Source organism: Streptomyces sp. NPDC059080, assembly GCF_042739975.1.
GTDB lineage: Bacteria > Actinomycetota > Actinomycetes > Streptomycetales > Streptomycetaceae > Streptomyces > Streptomyces benahoarensis.
Genome location: NZ_JBHYGX010000062.1, coordinates 7,611 through 27,348, shown reverse-complemented (window position 1 = coordinate 27,348; position 19,738 = coordinate 7,611). Strand labels below are relative to the sequence as shown.

20 protein-coding genes and 1 riboswitch are annotated in these 19,738 nt (G+C 73.7%); of the genes, 10 read left to right on the top strand and 10 right to left on the bottom strand.

Going from position 1 to position 19,738, the window contains the following annotated elements:
- The first annotated feature begins 151 nt into the window (after positions 1-151).
- Positions 152-877 (top strand): hypothetical protein, encoded by a 726-nt coding sequence (locus tag ACFWWQ_RS28585; RefSeq protein ID WP_384602025.1) that lies wholly within the window; start codon positions 152-154, stop codon positions 875-877.
- An 80-nt stretch (positions 878-957) separates the two neighbouring features.
- On the opposite strand, the gene ACFWWQ_RS28580 is transcribed toward ACFWWQ_RS28585, so the two are convergent.
- The 4 genes from ACFWWQ_RS28580 to ACFWWQ_RS28565 form a co-directional block, all read right to left on the bottom strand.
- Entirely contained in the window at positions 958-1,794 is an 837-nt protein-coding gene (locus ACFWWQ_RS28580) for an SGNH/GDSL hydrolase family protein (RefSeq protein WP_384602024.1), read from the bottom strand.
- A gap of 98 nt (positions 1,795-1,892) precedes the next feature.
- Positions 1,893-2,912 carry a hemolysin family protein gene (locus ACFWWQ_RS28575; RefSeq protein ID WP_384602022.1) on the bottom strand — a complete coding sequence of 340 codons (1,020 nt, stop codon included), beginning with the start codon at positions 2,910-2,912 and terminating at the stop codon, positions 1,893-1,895.
- A complete protein-coding gene (locus ACFWWQ_RS28570) occupies positions 2,909-4,252 on the bottom strand; it encodes a hemolysin family protein (RefSeq protein ID WP_384602020.1) in 1,344 nt (447 codons plus the stop codon). The genes ACFWWQ_RS28575 and ACFWWQ_RS28570 overlap by 4 nt, the downstream gene beginning before the upstream one ends.
- A 314-nt stretch (positions 4,253-4,566) precedes the next feature.
- Positions 4,567-5,826, bottom strand: a complete 1,260-nt coding sequence (locus ACFWWQ_RS28565) for an acyltransferase family protein (protein WP_384602018.1) — start codon at positions 5,824-5,826, stop codon at positions 4,567-4,569.
- Positions 5,827-6,104: 278 nt separating this feature from the next.
- Between ACFWWQ_RS28565 and ACFWWQ_RS28560 the strand changes: the two genes are divergently transcribed.
- The 3 genes from ACFWWQ_RS28560 to ACFWWQ_RS28550 all read left to right on the top strand — a co-directional run bounded on the left by ACFWWQ_RS28560 (position 6,105) and on the right by ACFWWQ_RS28550 (position 8,971).
- Positions 6,105-6,620 carry a toxin-antitoxin system HicB family antitoxin gene (locus ACFWWQ_RS28560; RefSeq protein WP_384602016.1) on the top strand — a complete coding sequence of 172 codons (516 nt, stop codon included), beginning with the start codon at positions 6,105-6,107 and terminating at the stop codon, positions 6,618-6,620.
- A gap of 149 nt (positions 6,621-6,769) precedes the next feature.
- Positions 6,770-7,615: a DUF4097 domain-containing protein gene (locus ACFWWQ_RS28555; RefSeq protein ID WP_384602014.1), complete on the top strand. Its 846-nt coding sequence runs from the start codon at positions 6,770-6,772 to the stop codon at positions 7,613-7,615.
- 129 nt (positions 7,616-7,744) lie between these two features.
- The gene (locus tag ACFWWQ_RS28550) at positions 7,745-8,971 is read left to right on the top strand and encodes a cytochrome P450 (protein ID WP_384602012.1); all 1,227 of its coding nucleotides are present in this window, start codon (positions 7,745-7,747) and stop codon (positions 8,969-8,971) included.
- A 63-nt stretch (positions 8,972-9,034) separates the two neighbouring features.
- Here the strand turns inward: ACFWWQ_RS28550 and ACFWWQ_RS28545 are convergent, their stop codons facing one another.
- Positions 9,035-9,673 carry a GntR family transcriptional regulator gene (locus ACFWWQ_RS28545; protein WP_143940420.1) on the bottom strand — a complete coding sequence of 213 codons (639 nt, stop codon included), beginning with the start codon at positions 9,671-9,673 and terminating at the stop codon, positions 9,035-9,037.
- 170 nt (positions 9,674-9,843) lie between these two features.
- Here ACFWWQ_RS28545 and ACFWWQ_RS28540 point away from each other — a divergent pair, with 170 nt between their 5' ends.
- The 4 genes from ACFWWQ_RS28540 to ACFWWQ_RS28525 all read left to right on the top strand — a co-directional run bounded on the left by ACFWWQ_RS28540 (position 9,844) and on the right by ACFWWQ_RS28525 (position 11,938).
- Complete coding sequence (locus ACFWWQ_RS28540) at positions 9,844-10,881, top strand: multidrug resistance efflux transporter family protein (RefSeq protein ID WP_384602010.1); 1,038 nt, start codon at positions 9,844-9,846, stop codon at positions 10,879-10,881.
- 104 nt (positions 10,882-10,985) lie between these two features.
- Positions 10,986-11,255 (top strand): hypothetical protein, encoded by a 270-nt coding sequence (locus tag ACFWWQ_RS28535; RefSeq protein ID WP_384602008.1) that lies wholly within the window; start codon positions 10,986-10,988, stop codon positions 11,253-11,255.
- Positions 11,252-11,623 carry a fic family toxin-antitoxin system, toxin component gene (locus ACFWWQ_RS28530; RefSeq protein WP_384602006.1) on the top strand — a complete coding sequence of 124 codons (372 nt, stop codon included), beginning with the start codon at positions 11,252-11,254 and terminating at the stop codon, positions 11,621-11,623. Before ACFWWQ_RS28535 ends, ACFWWQ_RS28530 begins: the two co-directional genes overlap by 4 nt.
- A gap of 42 nt (positions 11,624-11,665) precedes the next feature.
- The gene (locus tag ACFWWQ_RS28525) at positions 11,666-11,938 is read left to right on the top strand and encodes a hypothetical protein (RefSeq protein WP_384602004.1); all 273 of its coding nucleotides are present in this window, start codon (positions 11,666-11,668) and stop codon (positions 11,936-11,938) included.
- Here ACFWWQ_RS28525 and ACFWWQ_RS28520 read toward each other — a convergent pair.
- The 4 genes from ACFWWQ_RS28520 to bioB all read right to left on the bottom strand — a co-directional run bounded on the left by ACFWWQ_RS28520 (position 11,904) and on the right by bioB (position 16,413).
- A complete protein-coding gene (locus ACFWWQ_RS28520) occupies positions 11,904-12,695 on the bottom strand; it encodes a class I SAM-dependent methyltransferase (protein ID WP_384602002.1) in 792 nt (263 codons plus the stop codon). The two genes, ACFWWQ_RS28525 and ACFWWQ_RS28520, sit on opposite strands and share 35 nt — an antisense overlap.
- A gap of 206 nt (positions 12,696-12,901) precedes the next feature.
- Positions 12,902-13,603 carry a dethiobiotin synthase gene (gene bioD / locus ACFWWQ_RS28515; RefSeq protein ID WP_384602000.1) on the bottom strand — a complete coding sequence of 234 codons (702 nt, stop codon included), beginning with the start codon at positions 13,601-13,603 and terminating at the stop codon, positions 12,902-12,904.
- A gap of 322 nt (positions 13,604-13,925) precedes the next feature.
- Positions 13,926-15,230 (bottom strand): adenosylmethionine--8-amino-7-oxononanoate transaminase, encoded by a 1,305-nt coding sequence (locus ACFWWQ_RS28510; RefSeq protein WP_384601998.1) that lies wholly within the window; start codon positions 15,228-15,230, stop codon positions 13,926-13,928.
- Positions 15,223-16,413, bottom strand: coding sequence for a biotin synthase BioB (gene bioB, locus ACFWWQ_RS28505; protein ID WP_384601996.1), 1,191 nt, complete (start codon positions 16,411-16,413; stop codon positions 15,223-15,225). Before bioB ends, ACFWWQ_RS28510 begins: the two co-directional genes overlap by 8 nt.
- Before the next feature lie 201 nt (positions 16,414-16,614).
- On the opposite strand from bioB, the gene ACFWWQ_RS28500 reads away from it, so the two are divergent.
- Both ACFWWQ_RS28500 and ACFWWQ_RS28495 read left to right on the top strand, forming a co-directional pair.
- Positions 16,615-17,820, top strand: a complete 1,206-nt coding sequence (locus ACFWWQ_RS28500; RefSeq protein WP_384601994.1) for an 8-amino-7-oxononanoate synthase — start codon at positions 16,615-16,617, stop codon at positions 17,818-17,820.
- Between the two features lie 276 nt (positions 17,821-18,096).
- Positions 18,097-18,525 (top strand): ATP-binding protein, encoded by a 429-nt coding sequence (locus ACFWWQ_RS28495; protein WP_384601993.1) that lies wholly within the window; start codon positions 18,097-18,099, stop codon positions 18,523-18,525.
- A gap of 16 nt (positions 18,526-18,541) precedes the next feature.
- On the opposite strand, the gene ACFWWQ_RS28490 is transcribed toward ACFWWQ_RS28495, so the two are convergent.
- Complete coding sequence (locus tag ACFWWQ_RS28490; protein WP_384601991.1) at positions 18,542-19,006, bottom strand: C40 family peptidase; 465 nt, start codon at positions 19,004-19,006, stop codon at positions 18,542-18,544.
- 3 nt (positions 19,007-19,009) lie between these two features.
- Positions 19,010-19,154, bottom strand: a riboswitch (cyclic di-AMP (ydaO/yuaA leader).
- Positions 19,155-19,738 lie beyond the last annotated feature (584 nt).

The following is a 19,738-nucleotide window of genomic DNA, read 5'->3' as shown; positions in this document are numbered from 1 at the left end:
CGCCGAGCAGGCGACGGCCGAACCGACGAACCTGAAACCCCGTCAACCCTCACTGACCAGCTGATCAGCACCTCTCGCGCAACGGGGGAACCTCATGGCGAGTGCTCTGGATCCTCGGAGCTTCTGAACGTCGCACCGCCGGAGGAAGATCATGGCTCCCCACCCGCACCGTAGCTCCAACCGGGATCAGAAGCTTGATGATGACGGAGCGGATCTGCCGCGCGCATCCATGGCTGATGCCGTGGGTCGCTTTCATATGGCGCGACAGCGAGGTGGAAGGCCCATGGCGGTGTCGGCGTGGCGCATGACGACGGAGGACGAGGCGATCGCTGATGCTCTGGGTGAGTTCTACGGAGGTGTGCCGGAGTTGAGGGAAACCAGTGGCGAACGTGTCCTTGAGGTCCTGACTCGCTGTGATCGCGTTCCTGTCTTGTTGGATGGCAGGGGGGCCGTTTCGCTTCGGATGGTGATGCGCGGACCTGGTGAGGCTTTCCATGTCTGTGATGGAACCCGGTTCTTGGAATCGGGGAGCGCACGTGGATCGCTGTGTGGTTGTCCGACGAGCCTGGCTGACCGCAAGGCGGCAGCCCAGGCAGGTCGTGGGCCAATACCGGAAGTCCGAATTGGGTTCCGGCTGGCGGATCTTCCCGAGTTGGGCATGTTCTCTTTTGTGTCGGCCTCGTGGGAACTCGCTGCTGGGCTACCCGCGTTGTCTGCTGCCCTGGACGCGGCGGCTGTTCCGGCCTCGCGTGAGCTGCGATGCGAACTGGTGGAGTTCATCACGCGCTCCGGGCTCGCCGTGAGCTACAGGCGGCCCGTCATTGAGGTCGGCAGGTCGCAAGTCCTCGCTCAGGATGCTGTGCGACTCGCGGCGTGATGTCGGTCCGGCGGCTGCAGGTGTCGGGTGGGTGGGGTCCTGCGTTCAACCGATGCGTGAGTGCTGGGTGGGGTTCCGGGTCAGGGGTTCACCTGCCGCCAGTCCGGCACTGGGCCGGGGTTTGTGTGGTCCGCAGGGGTGACCCAGAAGGCTTTGCCCATCTCGGCGCTAAACTGGGCGCCTGTCCGGCCGTCCCCGGAGGAGCGGCCGGACAGCCGACGGCCGATCCACGGCACCAGATGCTCACGCGCGAACCGCACATCCGCCGAGCGGCGCGCCCGCCAGCCCGGCGCCACCGCGGGCGGCAGCGGGGCGTCCCACTCGCTCTCCGCGCCGAACCCCAGCGTCTGCCAGACGGCCTCCGCCACCCGCCGGTGGCCCTCGGCGTTGAGGTGCAGCCGGTCGTCGGCCCACATCCGCGGATCGGACAGTGCCCGGGACGCGTACAGATCGACGACGAGTGCGCCGTGCCGGTCGGCGACCGCGTCGATGTGCGCGTACAGCTCCTCCATCCGCGGCCGGAAGCGCTCCAGGACCGGGCCCTGACGGCCGGGGCTGCGCATCAGCACCAGCTGCCCGCCGCCCCGGGCGAGGACCGCCGCCGCGGCGGAGAACCGCTCGCAGACCCGGGCCACCTCGCACTTGGGCCGCAGCACGTCGTTGAGCCCACCGACCATCGTCACCAGATCGGCGCCCATCGCCGCAGCGGGCCCGGCCTGATCATCGGCGATCTGCCCGATGAGTTTGCCGCGGACGGCGAGGTTGGCGTAGCGGAAGCCGGGCGTACGGGCGGCGAGGCGGGCCGCGAGCAGATCGGCCCAGCCGCGGTAGGAGCCGTCCGGCAGGCCGTCCGACATTCCTTCGGTGAAGCTGTCTCCGACCGCGACAAAACTGGTGTAGTGGGCATTCATCTCCATGGCGCGGCGATCCTATCCCGCGGTGCACCGTCACCTACCGACCGGGACGTGAGGGCGTCGGCCGGGCCGTACAGGGGTGTGGTTCAGCCTGGACCGGCTCAGGCCGCCGGCTGTTGCAGGACCAGTTCGCGCAGGACGTCCTCCATCGTCACCAGCCCGGCCAGCGTGCCGCCGTCGCCGATGACCGCCGCCAGATGTGTCCGGGAGCCGCGCATCGCGGTCAGCACATCGTCCAGCGGGGTCGCGGCGCGCACCCGGGCGATCGGCCGCATCGCCGGCACCGGGAACGGCACGTCCCGCGGCACGGCGTCCAGAGCGTCCTTGACGTGCAGATATCCCAGGATCCGGTGGGTGTCGTCGACGACCGGGAAGCGTGAGAACCCGGACGCGGCGGCCAGCCGCTCCAGGCCCTCCGGGGTGATCCCCAGACCGGCCGAGACGACCTTCTCCACCGGCAGCACCACATCGCGCACCGGCCGCCGGCCCAGCTCCAGGGCGTCCCGCAGCCGCTCCTTGGCACGCTCGTCCAGCAGCCCCGCCGCACGCGAATCGTCGACCATCCGGGCCAGCTGGTCGTCCGAGAACGTCGCCGTGACCTCGTCCTTGACCTCGACCCGCAGCAGCCGGAGCGCCCCGTTGGCCAGTTTGTTCACCGCGAAGATCACCGGGCGCAGCGCGCGGGTCAGCGCCACCAGCGGCGGCCCCAGCAGCAGCGCGGTGCGCACCGGCTCGGCCAGCGCCACGTTCTTCGGCACCATCTCGCCGAAGAGCATGTGCAGATAGGTCGCGAGCGCCAGCGCGATCACGAACGAGACCGGGTGGACCAGCGCGTCCGGCACGGACACCGCGTCGAAGACCGGCTCCAGCAGATGCGCGATGGCCGGTTCGGCGACCGCGCCCAGCACCAGCGTGCACAGCGTGATGCCGAGCTGGGCGGTGGCCAGCAGCGCCGAGACGTGCTGGAGCCCCCACAGCACGCGGTGCGCGCGGCGGTCGCCCTCGTCGGCGTGCGGCTCGATCTGGCTGCGGCGCACCGAGATCAGCGCGAACTCGGCGCCCACGAAGAACGCGTTGACGACGAGGGTGAGCAGGCCGACGAAGATCTGCAGCACGGTCATCGCGCGGCCTCCAGTCCCCGCTCACCGGGCGGCTCCGCGGCCGGCGCGTGCAGCAGCACCCGCGCGGCGCGGCGCCCGGACGCGTCGATCACGTCCATGGTCCAGCCCGCCACTTCCAGCGTGTCGCCCTCGGCCGGGATGCGGCCGAGACCGGCGGCGATCACCCCGGCCAGCGTCTCGTACGGGCCCTCGGGCAGCCGCAGTCCGATGCGGGCGAGCTGGTCGGTGCGGGCGGCGCCGTCCGCGTGGTAGAGAACGCGGCCCTCCGGGTCGCTGCCCGCCGCGGCGAGGTCGGGGGTCTCCATCGGGTCGTGCTCGTCACGGACCTCGCCGACCACCTCCTCGACGATGTCCTCCAGGGTGACGACGCCCGCGGTGCCGCCGTACTCGTCGATGACCACGGCCATGGTGCGCTTGCCGGAGAGCCGGTCCAGGAGCTGGTCGACCGGCAGCGTCGCCGGGACCAGCAGCGGTTCGCGCAGCAAGTCGGACACCGGGCGGCGGGCGCGCAGCCCGTCCGGGATGGCCAGCACGTCCTTGATGTGCGCGACGCCGACGACGCTGTCGAGGCCGCCGCAGTAGACGGGGAAGCGGGACAGGCCGGTCGCCCGCGTCGCGTCGGCGACGTCCTCGGCGTTGGCCTGCACGTCCAGGGCGGTGACCTGGACGCGGGGTGTCATGACGTTCTCGGCGGTGAGACCGGGGAGGTTGAGGGTGCGGACGAACAGCTCGGCGGTGTCCGGCTCCAGTGCACCCTCCTTGGCGGAGTGCCGGGCCAGCGCCACCAGCTCCTGCGGCCCGCGGGCGGAGGCCAGCTCCTCGGCGGGCTCCAGCCCCATCCGGCGCACGGTGCGGTTGGCGGTGGCGTTGAGATGGCCGATGAACGGGGAGAACGCGGCGCTGAACGCCCGCTGCACCCCCGCGACCCGCTTCGCGACGGGCAGCGGGCTGGAGATCGCCCAATTCTTGGGGACCAGCTCGCCGACGACCATCAGGACGACGGTGGAGAGCGCCGTGCCGAGGACCAGCGCCACGGACTGGACGGCGGCGTCCGGCAGCCCGGCCGCGTCGAGCGGCCCGGCGAGCAGGGTGGCCAGGGCCGGTTTGGAGAGCATGCCGATGACCAGGCCGGTCACGGTGATGCCCAGCTGAGCGCCGGAGAGCTGGAAGGTCAGGCGCCGGACGGCCTTGAGCGCGCTCTCCGCGCCGCGCTCGCCGCGCTCCACGGCGCGTTCGAGATCGCTGCGCTCGACGGTGGTCAACGAGAACTCGGCCGCGACGAAGACGCCGCAGGCCAGCGTCAGCAGGAGCGCCAGGGCCAGGAGGAGCAGCTCGGTCATCGGGTCACCTCCGTCCCATGATCGAACAGGATCCGGAGGTTCGCGCTCTGCCGCGAGCGGGCTCGGCAACTGGGAGGTTCGCCCATGACTGGACGCTCACACACCTTTCGCAGGGGGGTCGTACGGGGCGCCGTGTGCGCCTTCGTACGGGGAAGGGACCCCACCATGGTAAAGGACCAGCAAAAGGCCGGGCGGTGAGTGCGGTGCGGGGTTATGGGGCACGCGGAAGGGGCCGCCTCCCGGGAGGCGGCCCCTCGTGCTGTGCCGTCTGTTCCGCCTGTTCCGTGTGTGCTCGCGCGCCGGTCCCGCCCGCGTCACACGCCGCTGGGCACCGGCCGCGCGGCCGCCTCGGCGCCGCTCGTTGCGGGCTGCCGCGGCGGCGTGCCGGTGCCGCCCTGGCCGGTCGTGCGGTCCGTCGCGTTCATCCCCCGGGTGAGGTGGTGCCGCAGGATCCGCCCTGCGGGCCGGTCGACGAGGCGGTACAGGGCGTAGGCCAGCAGCAGGGCGAAGGCGAGGCCCGCCGCCACGGACGGCAGCAGGCCCAGGCCCGGGGCCACTTGGAGCAGACCCTTGGCCACCGGCACACCGATGCTCTGGTGCACCAGATAGAACGGATAGGTGAGCGCGCCCGCCGTCACGAGGGCGCGCCACCGTATCCGGGCCAGCGGGCCGAACGCCGCGAGCGCCAGCACGACGAGGAAGAAGGTCAGCAGCGCGGCGCACGCGGCCCAGGAGAGCGCCCCGCCCGCGGCGGGCTTCACGGTGTGCCCGGCCACCCGGTCGTGCAGCACCGTCAGCTCGTAACACCAGGCGAACCCGGCCAGCAGCCACAGCACGATGTTCTGCCCGAAGCGGTGCATCAGGTAGAGCGCGATCCCGGTGACGAACAGGCCCGCGTACTGGCTCAGCACCACCGTGTCGAGCGCCTCGGAGTGCAGTTCGCGGGCGAGCAGCGCCAGGGTCAGCCAGACGCCGCAGAACGCGATCATGCGGCGGTAGGTGAGCCCGAGGAAGAGCATCAGGGCCATCAGCAGGTAGAAGCGCGCCTCCACCCAGAGCGTCCAGGCGACGCCGTCGATCAGCGTGAGCCCCATCGGCCCCGGCGCCATCGTCAGATTCCCCAGCACCGTCCGCGGATCGATCGGCGTCGCCGCGTCCAGATGCGCCACCCGCGCGGTCAGCACCAGCGCGACGACGAGCAGCACCGCGCACCAGTACGTGGGGAACAGCCGGGACACGCGCGAGACGACGAACTGCGCCGGGGTGCGCCCCCAGCAGCTCATGCAGATCACGAACCCGCTGATCAGGAAGAAGAACTCCACCCCGAGCCAGCCGTAGCGGCTGACCTCGTGCAGCGCCGGGACGGCCTCCCGCAGGTCGTACGCGCCCCAGAAGTGCGGGGTGGCCGTGCCCAGGAAGTGGTACGCGGCCACCGCGGCGGCGGCCACCAGCCGCAGCCCGTCGATGGCGGCCAGCCGCGCCCCGCCGCCCGAGGTCGGGGGGCCGCCGCCCGTCCGGTCCGCCGCGGACGCGTGCCCCTTCCGGGCGGGAAGTAGCGAAGTGCCCCTGAGCACGGTGGTCCTCCAGACCGAGTCGAACGCCCCGCCGGTCGACGGGAAAGCCGACTATATAACGCATGTATACGCGCAATGTATATACGGAGGGGATAGGGGAGTCCGATGGGTCAACTGACTGATGTGGGAGGTGAATTGGGGCGGAATGCGAAAGGGGGCTGCCTCCCGGACCCGGACGGCCCGACGGGAAGCCCCCGCGGCTTGCGGTACGGCGCCGGGCGCCTCACCCCTCCCGCCGGGGCTTGCGCATGGCGCCATTGTGGCGCCATTATGGCGCCATGGATCTCACCCCGTATGTCGATACTCTGCGCCGTGAGCTTGCGGTGGCCGCTGAAGCCGGTGGGGAGGGGGCCCGTGAGTGGGCGGAGCGGTTGACGGCTCCGTTGGAGTCGGCGAGCAGGCTCGTGATGCTTCATGTGCTGTCCGCGGCGATGGACGAGGTCACGCGGGAGTTGGCTCCGGGGTCGGTGGATGTGCGGTTGCGGGGGTTGGATCCGGATTTCGTGGTGACGCCGCCGCCCGTCGCGGGGCTTGCGGAGGAGGTTGCCGTGCCGGTGGAGCCGCTGAAGGCGCAGTCGCCCGCCGACGGTGACGAGGGTGGGACGGCCCGGGTCAATTTGCGGCTTCCGGCTGCTCTCAAGGCGCGTGCCGAGGAGGCCGCGGGCCGTGAGGGGTTGTCGGTGAATGCGTGGTTGGTGCGGGCGGTCGCGTCGGCGGTGGACGGCGGTACGCGGCCGACCGGCGCCCAGCGGGCTCGCACGATCGGGCAGAGCTTCACCGGCTGGGTGCGCTGACCGAAGCCCGTACCCGAAGCCCGTACCCGAAGCCCGCACCCGTAGCCGTACGCGTACCACTTCACCGGTACCGGCACCGGCCGGTACCGAGGCCACACCGTCCCCGCATCGGCGGGGGCGTTCTCAGGACTCACGAGGACGGTTCAGCCATGCCTTCTTTCGACACTCCCGAGCCGATTTCGGTCACCGTTCACCTGGACGCCGGTTCCGTACAGTTCCTGGCGGGTGACCGCCGCGACACGGTCGTCGGGGTACGGCCCCGCGACGCGAGGCGTGACCAGGACGTACGCGCCGCCGAGCAGGCCGGCGTCACCTACGCAAGCGGGACGTTGACGGTCAGGTCGCCCAAGCCGCGGCGCCTCCTCGGCCGTACCGGCACCGTCGATGTGACCGTCGAACTCCCCGCGGGCTCGCGCGTCGACATGACCGGCACCTGGGTCCAGGTGCTGTCCGAGGGGCGGCTCGGTGAGGTCCGCGTCAAGAACTCGTCCGGCGACGTCCGCCTCGATGCGACCGGGCCGCTGCACCTGACCGCCGCGCACGGTTCGGTCACGGTCGGGCACGTCGAGGGTGCGGCCGAGATCGCCACCAGCTCCGGCAGCCTCAGGGTCGGTACCGTCGACGGGCCGGCCACGCTGAAGAACTCGCACGGCACCACCACTCTCGCCGCCGTGACGGGGGATCTGCGGGTCAGCGGCGCCCACGGCGATATCGACATCGCACGCGCCGAGGGCTCGGTCACCGCCACCACCGCCCACGGCGCCCTGCGCCTGGCCGATGTCGCCCGGGGCAGCGTGCAGTTGGAGACGTCCTCCGGATCGATCGAGGTCGGTATCCGCGAAGGCGCCGCCGCCTGGATCGACGTCGCCTGCACCTCCGGCCAGGTCCGTAACGCGCTCACCGGCGCCGAAGCCCCGCAGAAGACGGCGGACACCGTCGAGGTCCACGCCCGCACCCGCCACGGCAACATCGACATCCTCCGCGCCCACGCCTGAACACCGGCACCACACGCCCCACCACACGCCCCACCACACGCCCCACCACACACAGCGCCACGCACCGCCTCACGGGTGCATTTGTCATGCCCAAATCTCATCGCGACCGCCCTCACGAAAGGTCACCCCATGTCTCACACCGACCCCGCCACCTGCGCCCTCCCCACGGAGCGCGACGCCGGTCCCTTCGATCCGCCCCGGGAGATAACCCGGATGCGCGAGGCCCGCCCCGTCAGCCCGCTGCGCTTCCCCGACGGGCACGAGGGCTGGATCGTCACCGGCTACGACGAGGCCCGGCAGCTGCTGGCCGACAGCCGGTTCAGCTCCCGCCAGGACCTCGGCATCCTCCATGTGCCGTACGAAACCCCGGGGATGCCCGTGCCGACCGAACCGTCCCCGCAGGTGCCGGGCCTGTTCATCGCCATGGACCCGCCGGACCACACCCGGCTGCGGCGCAAGCTCACCGGCGCGTTCACCGTCAAGCGGATGAAGAGACTCGAAGAGCACATCGCCGACATCGTCGAACAGCAGCTGGACGCATTGGCGCGGCTGGCCCCGCCGGTCGATCTGGTCAAGGAGTTCGCGCTGCCGGTGCCCTCGCTGGTGATCTGCGAACTGCTCGGCGTCCCCTACGAGGACCGCGACACCTTCCAGACCAACTCCGCCCGCTTCCTGCTCAAGGAGCAGACGCTCGAAGAGAAGATGGCCGCGTACGGCGCGATGACCGCCTACCTCGCCGAACTGGTCACCCGCAAGCGCGCCGAACCCGGCGACGACATCCTCTCCGACCTGGCCCGCCACGACGACCTCACCATCGAGGAGTTGACCGGCATCGCCTTCCTGCTGCTGCTCGCGGGCCACGAGACCACCGCCAACATGCTGGGCCTGGGCGCCTTCGCGCTCCTGGAACACCCCGAGCAGCTGGCCGCGCTGCGCGCCGACCCGGAGCTGACGCCGGGCGCCGTCGAGGAGCTGATGCGCTACCTGTCCGTCGCCGACATGTTCTACCGCTACGCCACGGAGGACATCGCGCTGGGCGGCGAAACCCTCCCCGAGGGCTCGACCGTCGTCGTCTCCCTGCTGGCCGCCAACCGCGACCCCCGCCGCTTCGACGACCCCGACGCCCTGGACATCCGCCGCAACGCCCGCGGCCACCTCTCCTTCGGGCACGGCGTCCACCAGTGCCTCGGCCAGCAACTGGCCCGTATCGAGATGCGCGCCGGGTTCGACGGACTGCTGCGCCGCTTCCCGGACCTCGCCCTCGCCGTCCCCGCCGACGAGGTGCGGCTGCGGACCGACATGAACATCTACGGGGTCCATGCCCTGCCGGTCACGTGGACGGAAACGGCCCGGTAGCCCGTCGCCCGCGCACCGGGCCCGCCCCGGCAACCGTTCCGCGCACGGTCCCCGGGGGCGCGCTCAGCTCACCGCGTCCAACCCGCTCCAGATCTCCCCGGACAGCGCCACCGCGGCGTCCGTCGCGCCCGCCGCGCAGGCGTCGATCAGGGCGTCGTGCCGGGCGGCCGAGGCGCGCGCCGCCGCCCCGGAGAACCGGCGCCGCTCCCACCGGCGCAGCAACGGCGTGTACCGGCGGACCGTCTCGGCGAGCGCGGCGTTGCCGCAGACCTCGACCGGGACGGCGTGCAGCGCGTCGTCCGCGGCGAGCGCCGCCGTGGCGTCCTCGGCGTCCAGCGCGCGGACGAAGTCCTCGTTGGCCGCCCGCATCCGCGCCAGATCGGCGGCGGTCAGCCGCGGCACCGCCTCCCGTACGGCCAGCGCGTGCATCGCCCGCACCACGGCGAGCGCGTCCCGGGTCTCCCGCGCGTCGACCGGCGCGACCCGGGTGTAGCTCTGCGGCTTCGACACCACCAGGCGCTCGCCGGTCAGCCGCGCCAGGGCCTGGCGGACCGGCGCGCGGGACAGGCCCAGGCGCGCGGCCAGTTCGGCGTCGTTGAGTTTCTGCCCGGGAGGCAGCTCACCGGAGACGATCGCCTCCAGCAGCGCGTCGTACGCCTCGTCGCGCAGCAGCCTTCTCGGGACCGGTTCCAGTGCGGTCACCCGGCGATCCTAAGGTGCCCGCCCGAGCGGGCCACAGTGACGGTGGGGGCGGGCACCCGGGTCCGCACCGGGTGTCGTACCGTGACCCGACGTCACTGACATTTCAGATGTCAGTCACCTCGGCGCGCGCCCGCCCGGCGCGACGGCCTCGACACACGGGAGAGACGACTGTGCGGATACGCCCCGGCCGCCCGCGCCGGCTGCCGGCCCTCGCCACACCCATGGGCCTCGGCGTCCTCGCCGCCGCCGGATTCGCCATGAGCTTCGTGCTCAACCGCGGGATGAGCCTGTCCGGCGGCTCGTGGATGTGGACCGCGAGCCTGCGCTACCTCTTCATGGTGGTGCCGATGACCGCCCTGGTCGCGGTGCGCGGCGGCCTGCCCGCCGTACTGCGCAGCCTGCGCACCCGCCCCGCCCGGTGGCTCCTGTGGTCGACGGTCGGCTTCGGCCTCTTCTACGCGCCGCTCGCCTGGGCGTCCGAGGCGGGCGCCGGGTGGCTGGTCGCCTCGACCTGGCAGCTGGTCATCGTCGCGGGCATCGCCATCGGCGCGCTGGGCGGCGCCCGCGTCCCGCTGCGTACCGTCCTGGTCTCCGCGCTGATCGTCATCGGCGTCGTCCTGACCCAGCTGGAACACGCCGGTGACACGGGCGCGTCCGCCGCGTTCACGGTGGTGGTGCCGGTGCTGATCGGGGCCGTCGCCTACCCGCTCGGCAACCGCATGCTGCTCGGCACGGACGGGCTCGACGGCGTCCAGCGGACCCTGGCGATGACGCTCGGCTCGCTGCCGCTGTGGCTGGTGCTGGCGGCCACCGCAGGCGTCACCGTGGGGCCGCCGTCCGGCGGACAGGTGATGCAGTGCGTGATCGTCGCGCTGGCCTCCGGCGTCCTCGCCACGACGCTCTTCTTCCGCGCGACGGACCTCGTCCGCCATCAGCCGGCGGCGCTCGGGGCGGTGGAGGCGACGCAGGCGGCCGAGGTGCCGTTCACGCTGCTCGGCGAGGCGCTGCTGCTCGGGGTCGCGGCGCCCGCTCCGTCCGGCTGGCTCGGGCTCGCCCTGATCCTCGCGGGCCTGTGCGTGCACGCCCTCGGCCACGGGCCCGGCGACGGGAGCGCCTCGCGGACCGTGGCCGCCGGGGGCCCGACGGCCATGCGGGACGCGGCGGACGCCCCGCTCGCCCCGGACGGCTGCGGCACCCGTGGCCCCTGAGCCGCGCCGGGGCGTGTGCTGCGGCCGGGGCGGGGCGCACGGCTCCGGTTGCGGGGGCCGCCGACCGCTTGCCGGTGCTAGCGGATGCGCGCTAGCGTGAAGAGGTGGCGAAAACACAGTTGAACGTCCGCGTGGACGAAGCCACCGCCGAAGCGGCCCGGGAGCGCGCCCTGCAGCGGGGAGTGAGCGTGAATCGCTATATCGAGGAACTCGTCCTCCGGGACACCGGGGAGGTCGGCCAGACCTTCGTCGAGGCGGCCTCCGACTTCATGAAGCAGTACGAGCGCGTCTTCGCCGAGGAATTCGGGCGCGGCACGGCGGGGCCCGCGCGCGGCGCGGCCGGCGGCGGGGAAGGACACCCGGGCAAGAAGTGACCGTGCGCATCGACCTCGCCTGGCTCCTCCTCGTCGCCGAACAGCACACCCCGGGCGACCCCGCAATCACCGACTGGGGCGCCCTCGTCGCCGCCGTCAGCCGCCACGAAGCGGAGATCATCGGCGTCCCCGTCTACACCGACCCGCAGGACCGCGCCGCGGCCCTCCTTCAGATCCTGCTGCGGGTACCGGCGTTGGAGCGGTCCAACGCCATGTTCGCGACCGCCGTGGCCTACGGCTACCTCGTCGCCAGCGGCCTCAAGATCGCGACCTCGCCCGAGCGCGTCCGCGACCTCGCCCGCCTCGTCAAGGACGACACCACCGAACTGTCCGCCATCGCCGACGAACTGCGCAGCTGGACGGCCTGACGCACCGCCGGGCCCGTCGCGCTGCTCATCGGCGGCGCCGTCATGGGCGCGTTCGTCAACGGCATGAGCGGCGGCTACGGCGCGCTCATCGCCGAGCTGTACCCGACGCACGCCCGCGCCACCGCGCAGAACGTGCTGTTCCACCTCGGCCGCGGCGTCGGTGGCTTCGCCCCGCTCGTCGTCGCGCTGGTCGTCGCGCTGGTCGCCGGGAGCTTCGGCTTCCAGAAGGCCATCGGCCTCCAGGCGGTCCTCTACGTCCTGGACATGGCGGCGATGTTCCTCATCCCCGAACGCAGGGGCGCCACTCTGGACTGACCCCCGCCACGGTGATGATCTCGGGGCTCGCCGCGCCGAACGGGGAGCGGTCCCAGTCGCCGTACCGCTCCTCGACGGCGAGTCCCGCACCGGCCAGGAACCCGTCGAGGGCGTCCACGGGCAGGAAGCGCAGGGTGCTGTCCGCCCGCACGGGGCGCGGCAGACCGGGCTCGGTGAGGGTGGTGGTGAAGCGGACCAACTGGCCGTCCACGGGCTGCCGCACCTGGTGCGCGATCCGGGCCCGCGCCCCGTCAGGCCCGGTCACCTCCACCGCGTGCGCGGGGGTCCACCGCTCCCACGCCCGCGCCGCCGGATTCCGCGTCTCGAACGCGAAGCGGCCGCCGGGGGCCAGCGCCCGGCGGATGACGGTGAGCGTGGCCCGCAGTTCCGCGTCCTCGCACAGGACCTGGAAGGCGTGGCCCGTCATCACCACGAGGTCGAACTCCGGTGCCCCGCCGATGCCGCCCAGGTCCGCCGGGTCGGTGGTGGCGCCCAGACCGCCCGCGAGCCAGGCGATGCCGCCGGGGCCGCCCGCGCGTGCCCGGGCCAGCATCGCCGGGTCGGGGTCGAGACCGCAGAGCCGCCCGCGGTGGCCGCGCTCCCGGGCGCGGCGCAGCAGGGCGCCGGTGCCACAGCCGACGTCGAGGACGGCGTCGGCTCGCATCACCAGATCGAGGGAGAAGGCGTCGCAGGCGCCCCAGGGGTTGCAGGCGTCGTACCAGTGCGCCAGGCGCTCGGCGTCGGTGAGGCCGGTCATGGCCGCCAGTGTGCCGTGGGTGGGGCGCCCAAGGGAGCGGATTTCCGGGCGGCCGGGGCGTGATGCGGCCGGTGCCCGCCCCGGCCGCCCGCTCCGGAGCCGGTGGGCTGCCGCCCGGCCCGCCCCCGCACCCGCCCCGCCCGCCTTCCGTCCGCGCCGCCGCCCGTGCCGTGGGAGTACGGGCGTGCGCCGGGCCCCGCTCGTCCTCACCCCGGCAGGCGAAACGCCCCCGACCCCCCGAGCGCGGGCGCCAGCCACCCCGGGGCCGCGGAGCGGAACGCGCCCGGCGGCAGGCTCCCGGCTCCCTCCGGTACCAGCCCGAGCAGGGGCGCGTCCGCGGCCGTGGGCAGTTCGCCGAGGTTGCAGCGGCAGGCCAGGTCGGGTTCGGCGGGCCAGCTGCCGATCACCGTGCCCGCGCAGCGTAGGCCGTGGGTGCGCAGGGCCAGTGCGGTCAGCGCGGTCGCGTTGAGCGTGCCGAGACCGGCCTCCGTCACCACGAGCACCGGCGCGTCCGCCAGCCGTGCCGCGTCCGCGAGGGTGCCGCCGTCCGCGTCGAACCGGACCAGCAGCCCGCCCGCGCCCTCGACCAGCACCAGATCGTGCGAGGCTGCCAGCTTCTCCGCGGCGTCGGCGACCTCCTGCGGCCCGACCGGCGCCCGGCCCGCCCGCGCGGCCGCCATCGCCGGGGCCAACGGCTCGGGGAACCGTGCCAGTTCCGCCGTCGTCACCGCACCCGCCAGCCGCGCCACCTCCGCCGCGTCGCCCGGCTCGTCCGCCCCGACGCCGGTCTGCGCGGGCTTGAGCACGGCCACCGAACGCCCGCCCGCGAGCGCCGCCGCCGCGAGCGCCGCCGTCGTCACGGTCTTGCCGATCCCGGTGCCGGTACCCGTCACGAACAGCACCGTCATGGTGTCTCCTTCAGCCTTGTCGTACGTGTCTGTCGCCCGCGAGGGAACGCGAGGGAACGCGAGGGAACGCGAGGGAACGCGAGGGAACGCGAGGGAACGCGGGATAACGCGCGGGAACGCGGGGGAAAGCTCTGGGAAAAAAGGGGCCGAGGCCCCGGACCCGTGGGCGTCCCGGGAAGGCCCCGGGACGCCCGGGCCGGGCACCCCGCCCCGGCGGGCGCGCCCCCCCCCGCGCCCAGCCCCCCCCACCCCCCGCCCCCCCCCCCGCCCCCCCCCCCCCCCCGGGCCCCCGCGCCCGCCCCCCCCCCCCCCCCCGGGCCGGTCAGCCCTCCCGGGCGGCCGCGCACACCGCGGCGCAGATCCGTGCCACGTCGTCGTCACCGGTGACGTACGGCGGCATCGTGTAGACGAGGTCCCGGAACGGGCGCAGCCAGACGCCCTCGCGGACCGCCGCCGCCGTCGCCGCGGCCAGGTCCACCTCGTGATCGAGCTGGACCACACCGATCGCGCCCAGCACCCGGACGTCCCGCACCCCGGGGACGTCCCGGGCCGCCGCCAGGCCCGTCCGCAGCCCGGACTCGATGCGGCGCACCTCGCCCGCCCAGTCCTGCGACAGCAGCAGACCGACGCTGGCACCGGCGACCGCGGTGGCCAGCGGATTGCCCATGAACGTCGGGCCGTGCGCCAGCACCGGCACCTCGCCGCGCGAGATACCCGCCGCCACCTCAGCCGTGCACAGCGTCGCCGCCAGCGTCAGATAACCGCCGGTCAGCGCCTTGCCCAGACACATCACATCCGGGGCGACCCCGGCGTGACCGGCGGCGAAGAGCGAGCCCGTACGGCCGAATCCGGTGGCGATCTCGTCGAAGACCAGCAGCACGCCGTGGGCGTCGCACGCCTCGCGCAGCACCCGCAGATAGCCGGGGGAGTGGAACGCCATCCCGCCCGCGCCCTGTACCACCGGCTCCACGATCACCGCGGCCAGCTCGTCGGCGTGACGGCCGATCAGCTCCCGCAGATGCGCCGCGTACGCCTCGTCGACCGGGGCGTCGAAGCCCGGCGGCGGCGCGTCCGCGAAGATCTGCCGCGGCAGGACGCCCCGCCACAGCTCGTGCATCCCGCCCTCGGGGTCACACACCGACATCGGGTGCCAGGTGTCACCGTGGTAGCCGCCGCGCCAGGTCAGCAGCCGCTGCTTGCGCGGGCGGCCCACCGAGCGCCAGTACTGCAGACACATTTTGACGGCGACCTCGACCGCCACCGAACCGGAGTCGGCGAGGAAGACATGGCGCAGCGGCTCCGGCGTGACGGCGACCAGCCGCTCGGCCAGCCGCACGGCGGGCTCATGGGTGAGCCCGCCGAACATCACATGGCTCATCCGCCCCAGCTGCTCGTGCGCCGCCTCGTCCAGCACCGGGTGCCGGTAGCCGTGCACCGCCGACCACCACGACGCCATCCCGTCGACCAGCTCACGGTGCCCGCCCGCCGGTTCGGCAAGCCGCAGCCGTACCCCGGCCGCCGACTCGACGACCAGCGGCGCCGCGCGGCCCGGCATCGGACCGTACGGATGCCAGACGTGCTGCCGGTCGAGGGCGAGCAGGTCGGCCGGGGGAAGCGGCTCAGGCATTGGGCGGCAGCTCCGTGCCCGCGCCCCGGCGGCGCACCGACACCAGGCCCCGCCGGACCTCGTCGGAGGGGGCACCATCGGACGGGGCGGCCTGTTCGGGGACCTCGCCGGAGCCGTGACAACCGCCCGCCTCCGCGTCGCCGCAGCCGCCGGCACCGTCGCCGCAGACGCCGCCCTGGACGCGGTGGCCGGGCAGTGTCGTGGTGTCGGTGCCCTCCACCTCGAAACCGGCGTCCGCGATCATCGCGAGATCGTCCTTGCCGGCCTGCCCCTCGCTGGTCAGATAGTCACCCAGGAACAGGGAGTTGACGAGGTGCAGCGCCAGCGGCTGCATGCTGCGCAGATGCACCTCCCGCCCGCCGGCCAGCCGCACCTCGACGTCCGGGCAGACGAACCGCGTCATCGCCAGGATCCGCAGCGCCCGCTGCGGCGTGAGGTTCCACTCCTTCGCCAGCGGCGTCCCCTCGAACGGGATCAGGAAGTTCACCGGCACGGAGTCCGGGTCCAGCTCCCGCAGCGCGAACACCACGTCGACCAGGTCCGCGTCGCTCTCGCCCATCCCGGCGATCAGCCCGGAACACGCCGACATCCCGGCCGCCTGCGCCTGCCGCACGGTCTCCACCCGGTCCCCGAAGTCATGGGTGGTGCAGATGTCGCCGTACGTCGCCTCCGAGGTGTTGAGATTGTGGTTGTAGGCGTCCGCACCGGCCTCCCGCAGCCGACCGGCCTGGCCGTCCGTCAGCAATCCGAGGCAGGCGCACACCTCGACGCCCTCGTTCTGCTCCTTGATGGCGGAGATGGTCTCCGAGACCCGCTCGACGTCCCGGTCGGTCGGCCCGCGCCCGCTGGCCACCAGGCACACCCGCTTCGCGCCCCCGGCCACCCCGGCGGCCGCCGCCCGCGACGCGTCTTCCGGCTTCAGCCAGGTGTACTTGAGGATCTCCGCCTTCGACCCGAGCCGCTGCGAGCAGTACGAGCAGTCCTCGGGGCAGAGCCCGGATTTGAGGTTGACGAGGTAGTTGAGCTTCACCCGCCGGCCGAACCACTGACGCCGCACCTTCCCGGCCGCGGCCACGACGTCGAGCAGGTCGTCATCGGACGTCGCCAGTACGGCGAGCGCCTCTTCACGGGTCGGCAACTCGCGCCGCAGCCCCTTCTCCACCAACGTGTTCAGCAGCTCCATGGCGATGATCCTGACGTACGCCGGTGCCCCGGGCCAAGGAGGATCCCCACAATGCGCCCGGATCGGGGTGTGTGTATCACCACACCCTGGGGCGGTGGAACGACCGCTAACGTCTATCGGCAGTCCACAATCGCCAACGACCTCGCCCACGACGCCGCCGACCCTCGCGGGCGGGGTCGCAGAGGTAATCGAAGGAAGCCGATGCCAGCGGATCCCGCCCTGCCGCCGCCCCGTGACGCCCCCTCCGCCGACGCTGCCCCGTCGGATCCCGGCGTGGCGTTCGACTGGCTCGACACGGCCCACGACGCGCGGCTGCACGCCGGTCTGCGCCGCGCCCTGCGCCCCCGCTCCGCCTCCTGCGAACTGCTGGACCTGGCGAGCAACGACTACCTCGGACTCGCCCGCCACCCACTGGTCACCCGCGCCGCCGCACAGGCCGCGCACCGCTGGGGCGCCGGGGCCACCGGCTCCCGGCTGGTCACCGGCTCCACCGAACTCCACGCCACGCTGGAGGCCGAACTCGCCGCGTTCTGCGGCTTCGAGGCGGCCCTGGTCCTCTCCTCCGGGTACGCCGCCAACCTCGCCGCCGTCACCGCCCTCACCGGACCCGGCGCCCTCGTCGTCTCCGACGCCGGGAACCACGCCTCCCTCATCGACGGCTGCCGCCTCTCCCGGGCCCGCAAGGCCGTCGTCGCGCACGCCGACCCCGCCGCCGTGGACGCCGCGCTCTTCGCGCACGGCGGCCGGGCGCTCACCGTCACCGACGCGGTGTTCTCCGTCGACGGTGACGCCGCGCCGCTGCCCGCCCTCGCCGCCGCCTGCCGTCGCCACGGCACGGGTCTCCTCGTCGACGACGCCCACGGGCTCGGGGTGCTCGGCGACGGTGGGCGCGGCGCCGTCGCCGCCGCCGGGCTCGCCGGAGCCCCGGACACCGTCGCCACCGTGACGCTGTCGAAGTCCCTCGGCTCCCAGGGCGGCGCGGTCCTCGGCCCGGCCCGGGTCATCGAGCATCTGGTCAACACCGCGCGGACGTTCATCTTCGACACCGGGCTCGCCCCGGCGGCGGCCGGCGGCGCCCTCGGCGCGCTGCGGCTGCTGCGCCGCGAACCGGAGCGCGCGGCCCGCACCCGCGAGGCCGCCGCCGCCCTGTACCACCGGCTGACCGCCGCCGGGCTGGCCGCGGTCCGGCCGGACGCCGCCGTCGTCGCGGTCCGCGCTCCGTCGCCGGACGCCGCCGTCCGCTGGGCGGCCGACTGCCGCGCCGCCGGACTCCTCGTCGGCTGCTTCCGACCGCCGTCCGTGCCCGACGGCGTCTCCCGGCTGCGCCTGACGGCCCGCGCCGACCTGACGGACGTCCAGCTCCACACGGCGGTACGGATCCTGACGGCGACCGCGCCGCGCGGATGAGCCTCCGGACGGCGGGGCGCACCGGACGGCGCGTGCGCCGGAGCCGCCGGTAGTGGCTGGCGGGCCGCCGGGGGCGTCCGAACCGCTCTCACGTCGTACGATTCACCGCTTCGAGCGAGAGATATGGGCATTTCGTGGTGGATCACGGGGCGTACCGGCAGCATGGACCGCTGGTCCGCACCCCGGCGTGCGTGGCCGATCCGGTGACCGAGCGGCGTCCCGCCTCCCGCCCGTGCGCCGGATCCGACCCCCGGTGGGAAAAAGGACGGCACCGCGATGGCAGATCACCAGGAATCCACCCTCACCCTCCCCGGTGCGCCGGAGTCGGTCGCGACCGCGCGCAGGCACGTTTCCGCGGTGCTCGGCGCCTGGGGCCTGGATCCGGCCGCGCCGCTCACCGACGCGGTCCGGCTGATCGTCTCCGAGCTGGCCACCAACGCCGTCCGGCACACCGGCGACACCTCCCCGTACTTCACCGTCGCGCTGCGGCTCGACCGCGACGAGACGCTGACCGCGGGGGTCACCGACCGCGACCCCCGGCCGCCCCGGCGGCTCCCCGCCGAGCTGTGCCGGGACGGCGGCCGCGGCCTGCTGATCGTCGGTCTGCTGGCCGCCGAGTCCGGGGGAGACGTGGCGACCGTGCCGGACCCGGGCGGCGGCAAAACCGTCCGGGTCCGGCTGCCGTGGCCGCCCGCCGGGCGGTGAACCCCGGCCCCGCCGCTCAGCCGACCCGGCCGTACGACACCGCGCCGGTCCAGATCTTCTCCAGGCGGACCACGGTGCCGGTGCGCGGGGCGTGCCAGATGCGGCTGTGTCCGGCGTAGATCCCGACGTGGTAGATGCCCTGGCCGCCGTGGAAGAAGACCAGGTCACCCGCCTTGCGGGCGGCGGCGCGGATGTGGCGCGTGCGGTTGTACTGCGCGGCGGCGGTGCGTGGCAGGCTCCGTCCGGCGCGCTTGAACGCGTACTGCGTCAGCCCCGAGCAGTCGAAGCGGTGCGGCCCCCGGGCGCCGTACTGGTAGGGCGCGCCCTTCTTGGACGCGGCGACCCGTACCGCCGTGGTGGAGACGGAGCTGGCGTCGGCGCCCGGGGGGAGCGTGACGGTCGCGCCGACGGTGGCGAGTGTGAGAGCGGAGATGGTTCCGGCCCGGGCGACCGCGGCCGGCACGTGCATGCGCACAGTCATGCGCAAACCCTTCGTCAGCCGCCTGCGAAGGAAGACCTGTCGGGTTCGGGCAGGCGAAGTTGCCCGGCCGTGCGTACGGCTTCACCCCAAGAGGCCCGTCGGCCCAGGATGTGCCCGCACCGTCCCGCCTGGCTGACGGGATGACGGTGCGGACCCGCCCTGGCGGCCGTGGCCCCGTCGTGCTCGGGTCCTCCGCTCCTGCCGGTGCGTCCGCGTCGACCTGACATCCGGGACGGCGGCAGGATTCGGCGTCCGTCCGGACCGCCCCGTCGCTGTGGCGGGGGCTTGTCGTCGAAGGGATCGTCACGCATCGGGCCGGCGAATTCCGCGCTGAAATGACGAAGTGTGATATTGATCACAAGTGTGTCAAATGGTGCTTTCGGGGCGTCCGGTGCCGGGCACCCGGTCCGCCCGCGCGCCCCGGACCAGCGGGAAAGCGGTCCCGCGCCGCGCTCCCCGCCCCGGCGCCCTGCAACGTGACGCCCCCGCGAGCGCCGGGAACGGGCTGGTCCGTACGGGCGAGCCCGTACGGGCGAGGGGCGTCGGGCGAGGGCGCGGCCGGACCGGCGGCGCGCGGCGGTCGGCCACCGTCCTGGCATACCGCGGCCCGGCCGCCGGGGGGGGGGGGCCGGGCCGGGGGCCGCCGGGGGTGGGGACGGCGGGGAAGGCGCGCCGGCGGCGGGCCTGATCCACACTCCCCAAACCGCGGTGCCGAGGCGTGGGGGGGGGTTG

Bases quoted from the DNA above. Each gene is read 5' to 3' on its own strand.
- ACFWWQ_RS28550 (WP_384602012.1), top strand. From the start codon at position 7,745: ATGTCTCACACCGACCCCGCCACCTGCGCCCTCCCCACGGAGCGCGAC.
- bioD (WP_384602000.1), bottom strand. From the start codon at position 13,603: ATGACGGTGCTGTTCGTGACGGGTACCGGCACCGGGATCGGCAAGACC.
- ACFWWQ_RS28580 (WP_384602024.1), bottom strand. From the start codon at position 1,794: ATGGAGATGAATGCCCACTACACCAGTTTTGTCGCGGTCGGAGACAGC.
- bioB (WP_384601996.1), bottom strand. From the start codon at position 16,413: ATGGAGCTGCTGAACACGTTGGTGGAGAAGGGGCTGCGGCGCGAGTTG.
- ACFWWQ_RS28570 (WP_384602020.1), bottom strand. From the start codon at position 4,252: ATGACCGAGCTGCTCCTCCTGGCCCTGGCGCTCCTGCTGACGCTGGCC.
- ACFWWQ_RS28490 (WP_384601991.1), bottom strand. From the start codon at position 19,006: ATGACTGTGCGCATGCACGTGCCGGCCGCGGTCGCCCGGGCCGGAACC.
- ACFWWQ_RS28500 (WP_384601994.1), top strand. From the start codon at position 16,615: ATGCCAGCGGATCCCGCCCTGCCGCCGCCCCGTGACGCCCCCTCCGCC.
- ACFWWQ_RS28575 (WP_384602022.1), bottom strand. From the start codon at position 2,912: ATGACCGTGCTGCAGATCTTCGTCGGCCTGCTCACCCTCGTCGTCAAC.
- ACFWWQ_RS28555 (WP_384602014.1), top strand. From the start codon at position 6,770: ATGCCTTCTTTCGACACTCCCGAGCCGATTTCGGTCACCGTTCACCTG.
- ACFWWQ_RS28510 (WP_384601998.1), bottom strand. From the start codon at position 15,230: ATGCCTGAGCCGCTTCCCCCGGCCGACCTGCTCGCCCTCGACCGGCAG.
- ACFWWQ_RS28520 (WP_384602002.1), bottom strand. From the start codon at position 12,695: ATGACCGGCCTCACCGACGCCGAGCGCCTGGCGCACTGGTACGACGCC.
- ACFWWQ_RS28585 (WP_384602025.1), top strand. From the start codon at position 152: ATGGCTCCCCACCCGCACCGTAGCTCCAACCGGGATCAGAAGCTTGAT.
- ACFWWQ_RS28560 (WP_384602016.1), top strand. From the start codon at position 6,105: ATGGATCTCACCCCGTATGTCGATACTCTGCGCCGTGAGCTTGCGGTG.
- ACFWWQ_RS28495 (WP_384601993.1), top strand. From the start codon at position 18,097: ATGGCAGATCACCAGGAATCCACCCTCACCCTCCCCGGTGCGCCGGAG.
- ACFWWQ_RS28525 (WP_384602004.1), top strand. From the start codon at position 11,666: ATGGGCGCGTTCGTCAACGGCATGAGCGGCGGCTACGGCGCGCTCATC.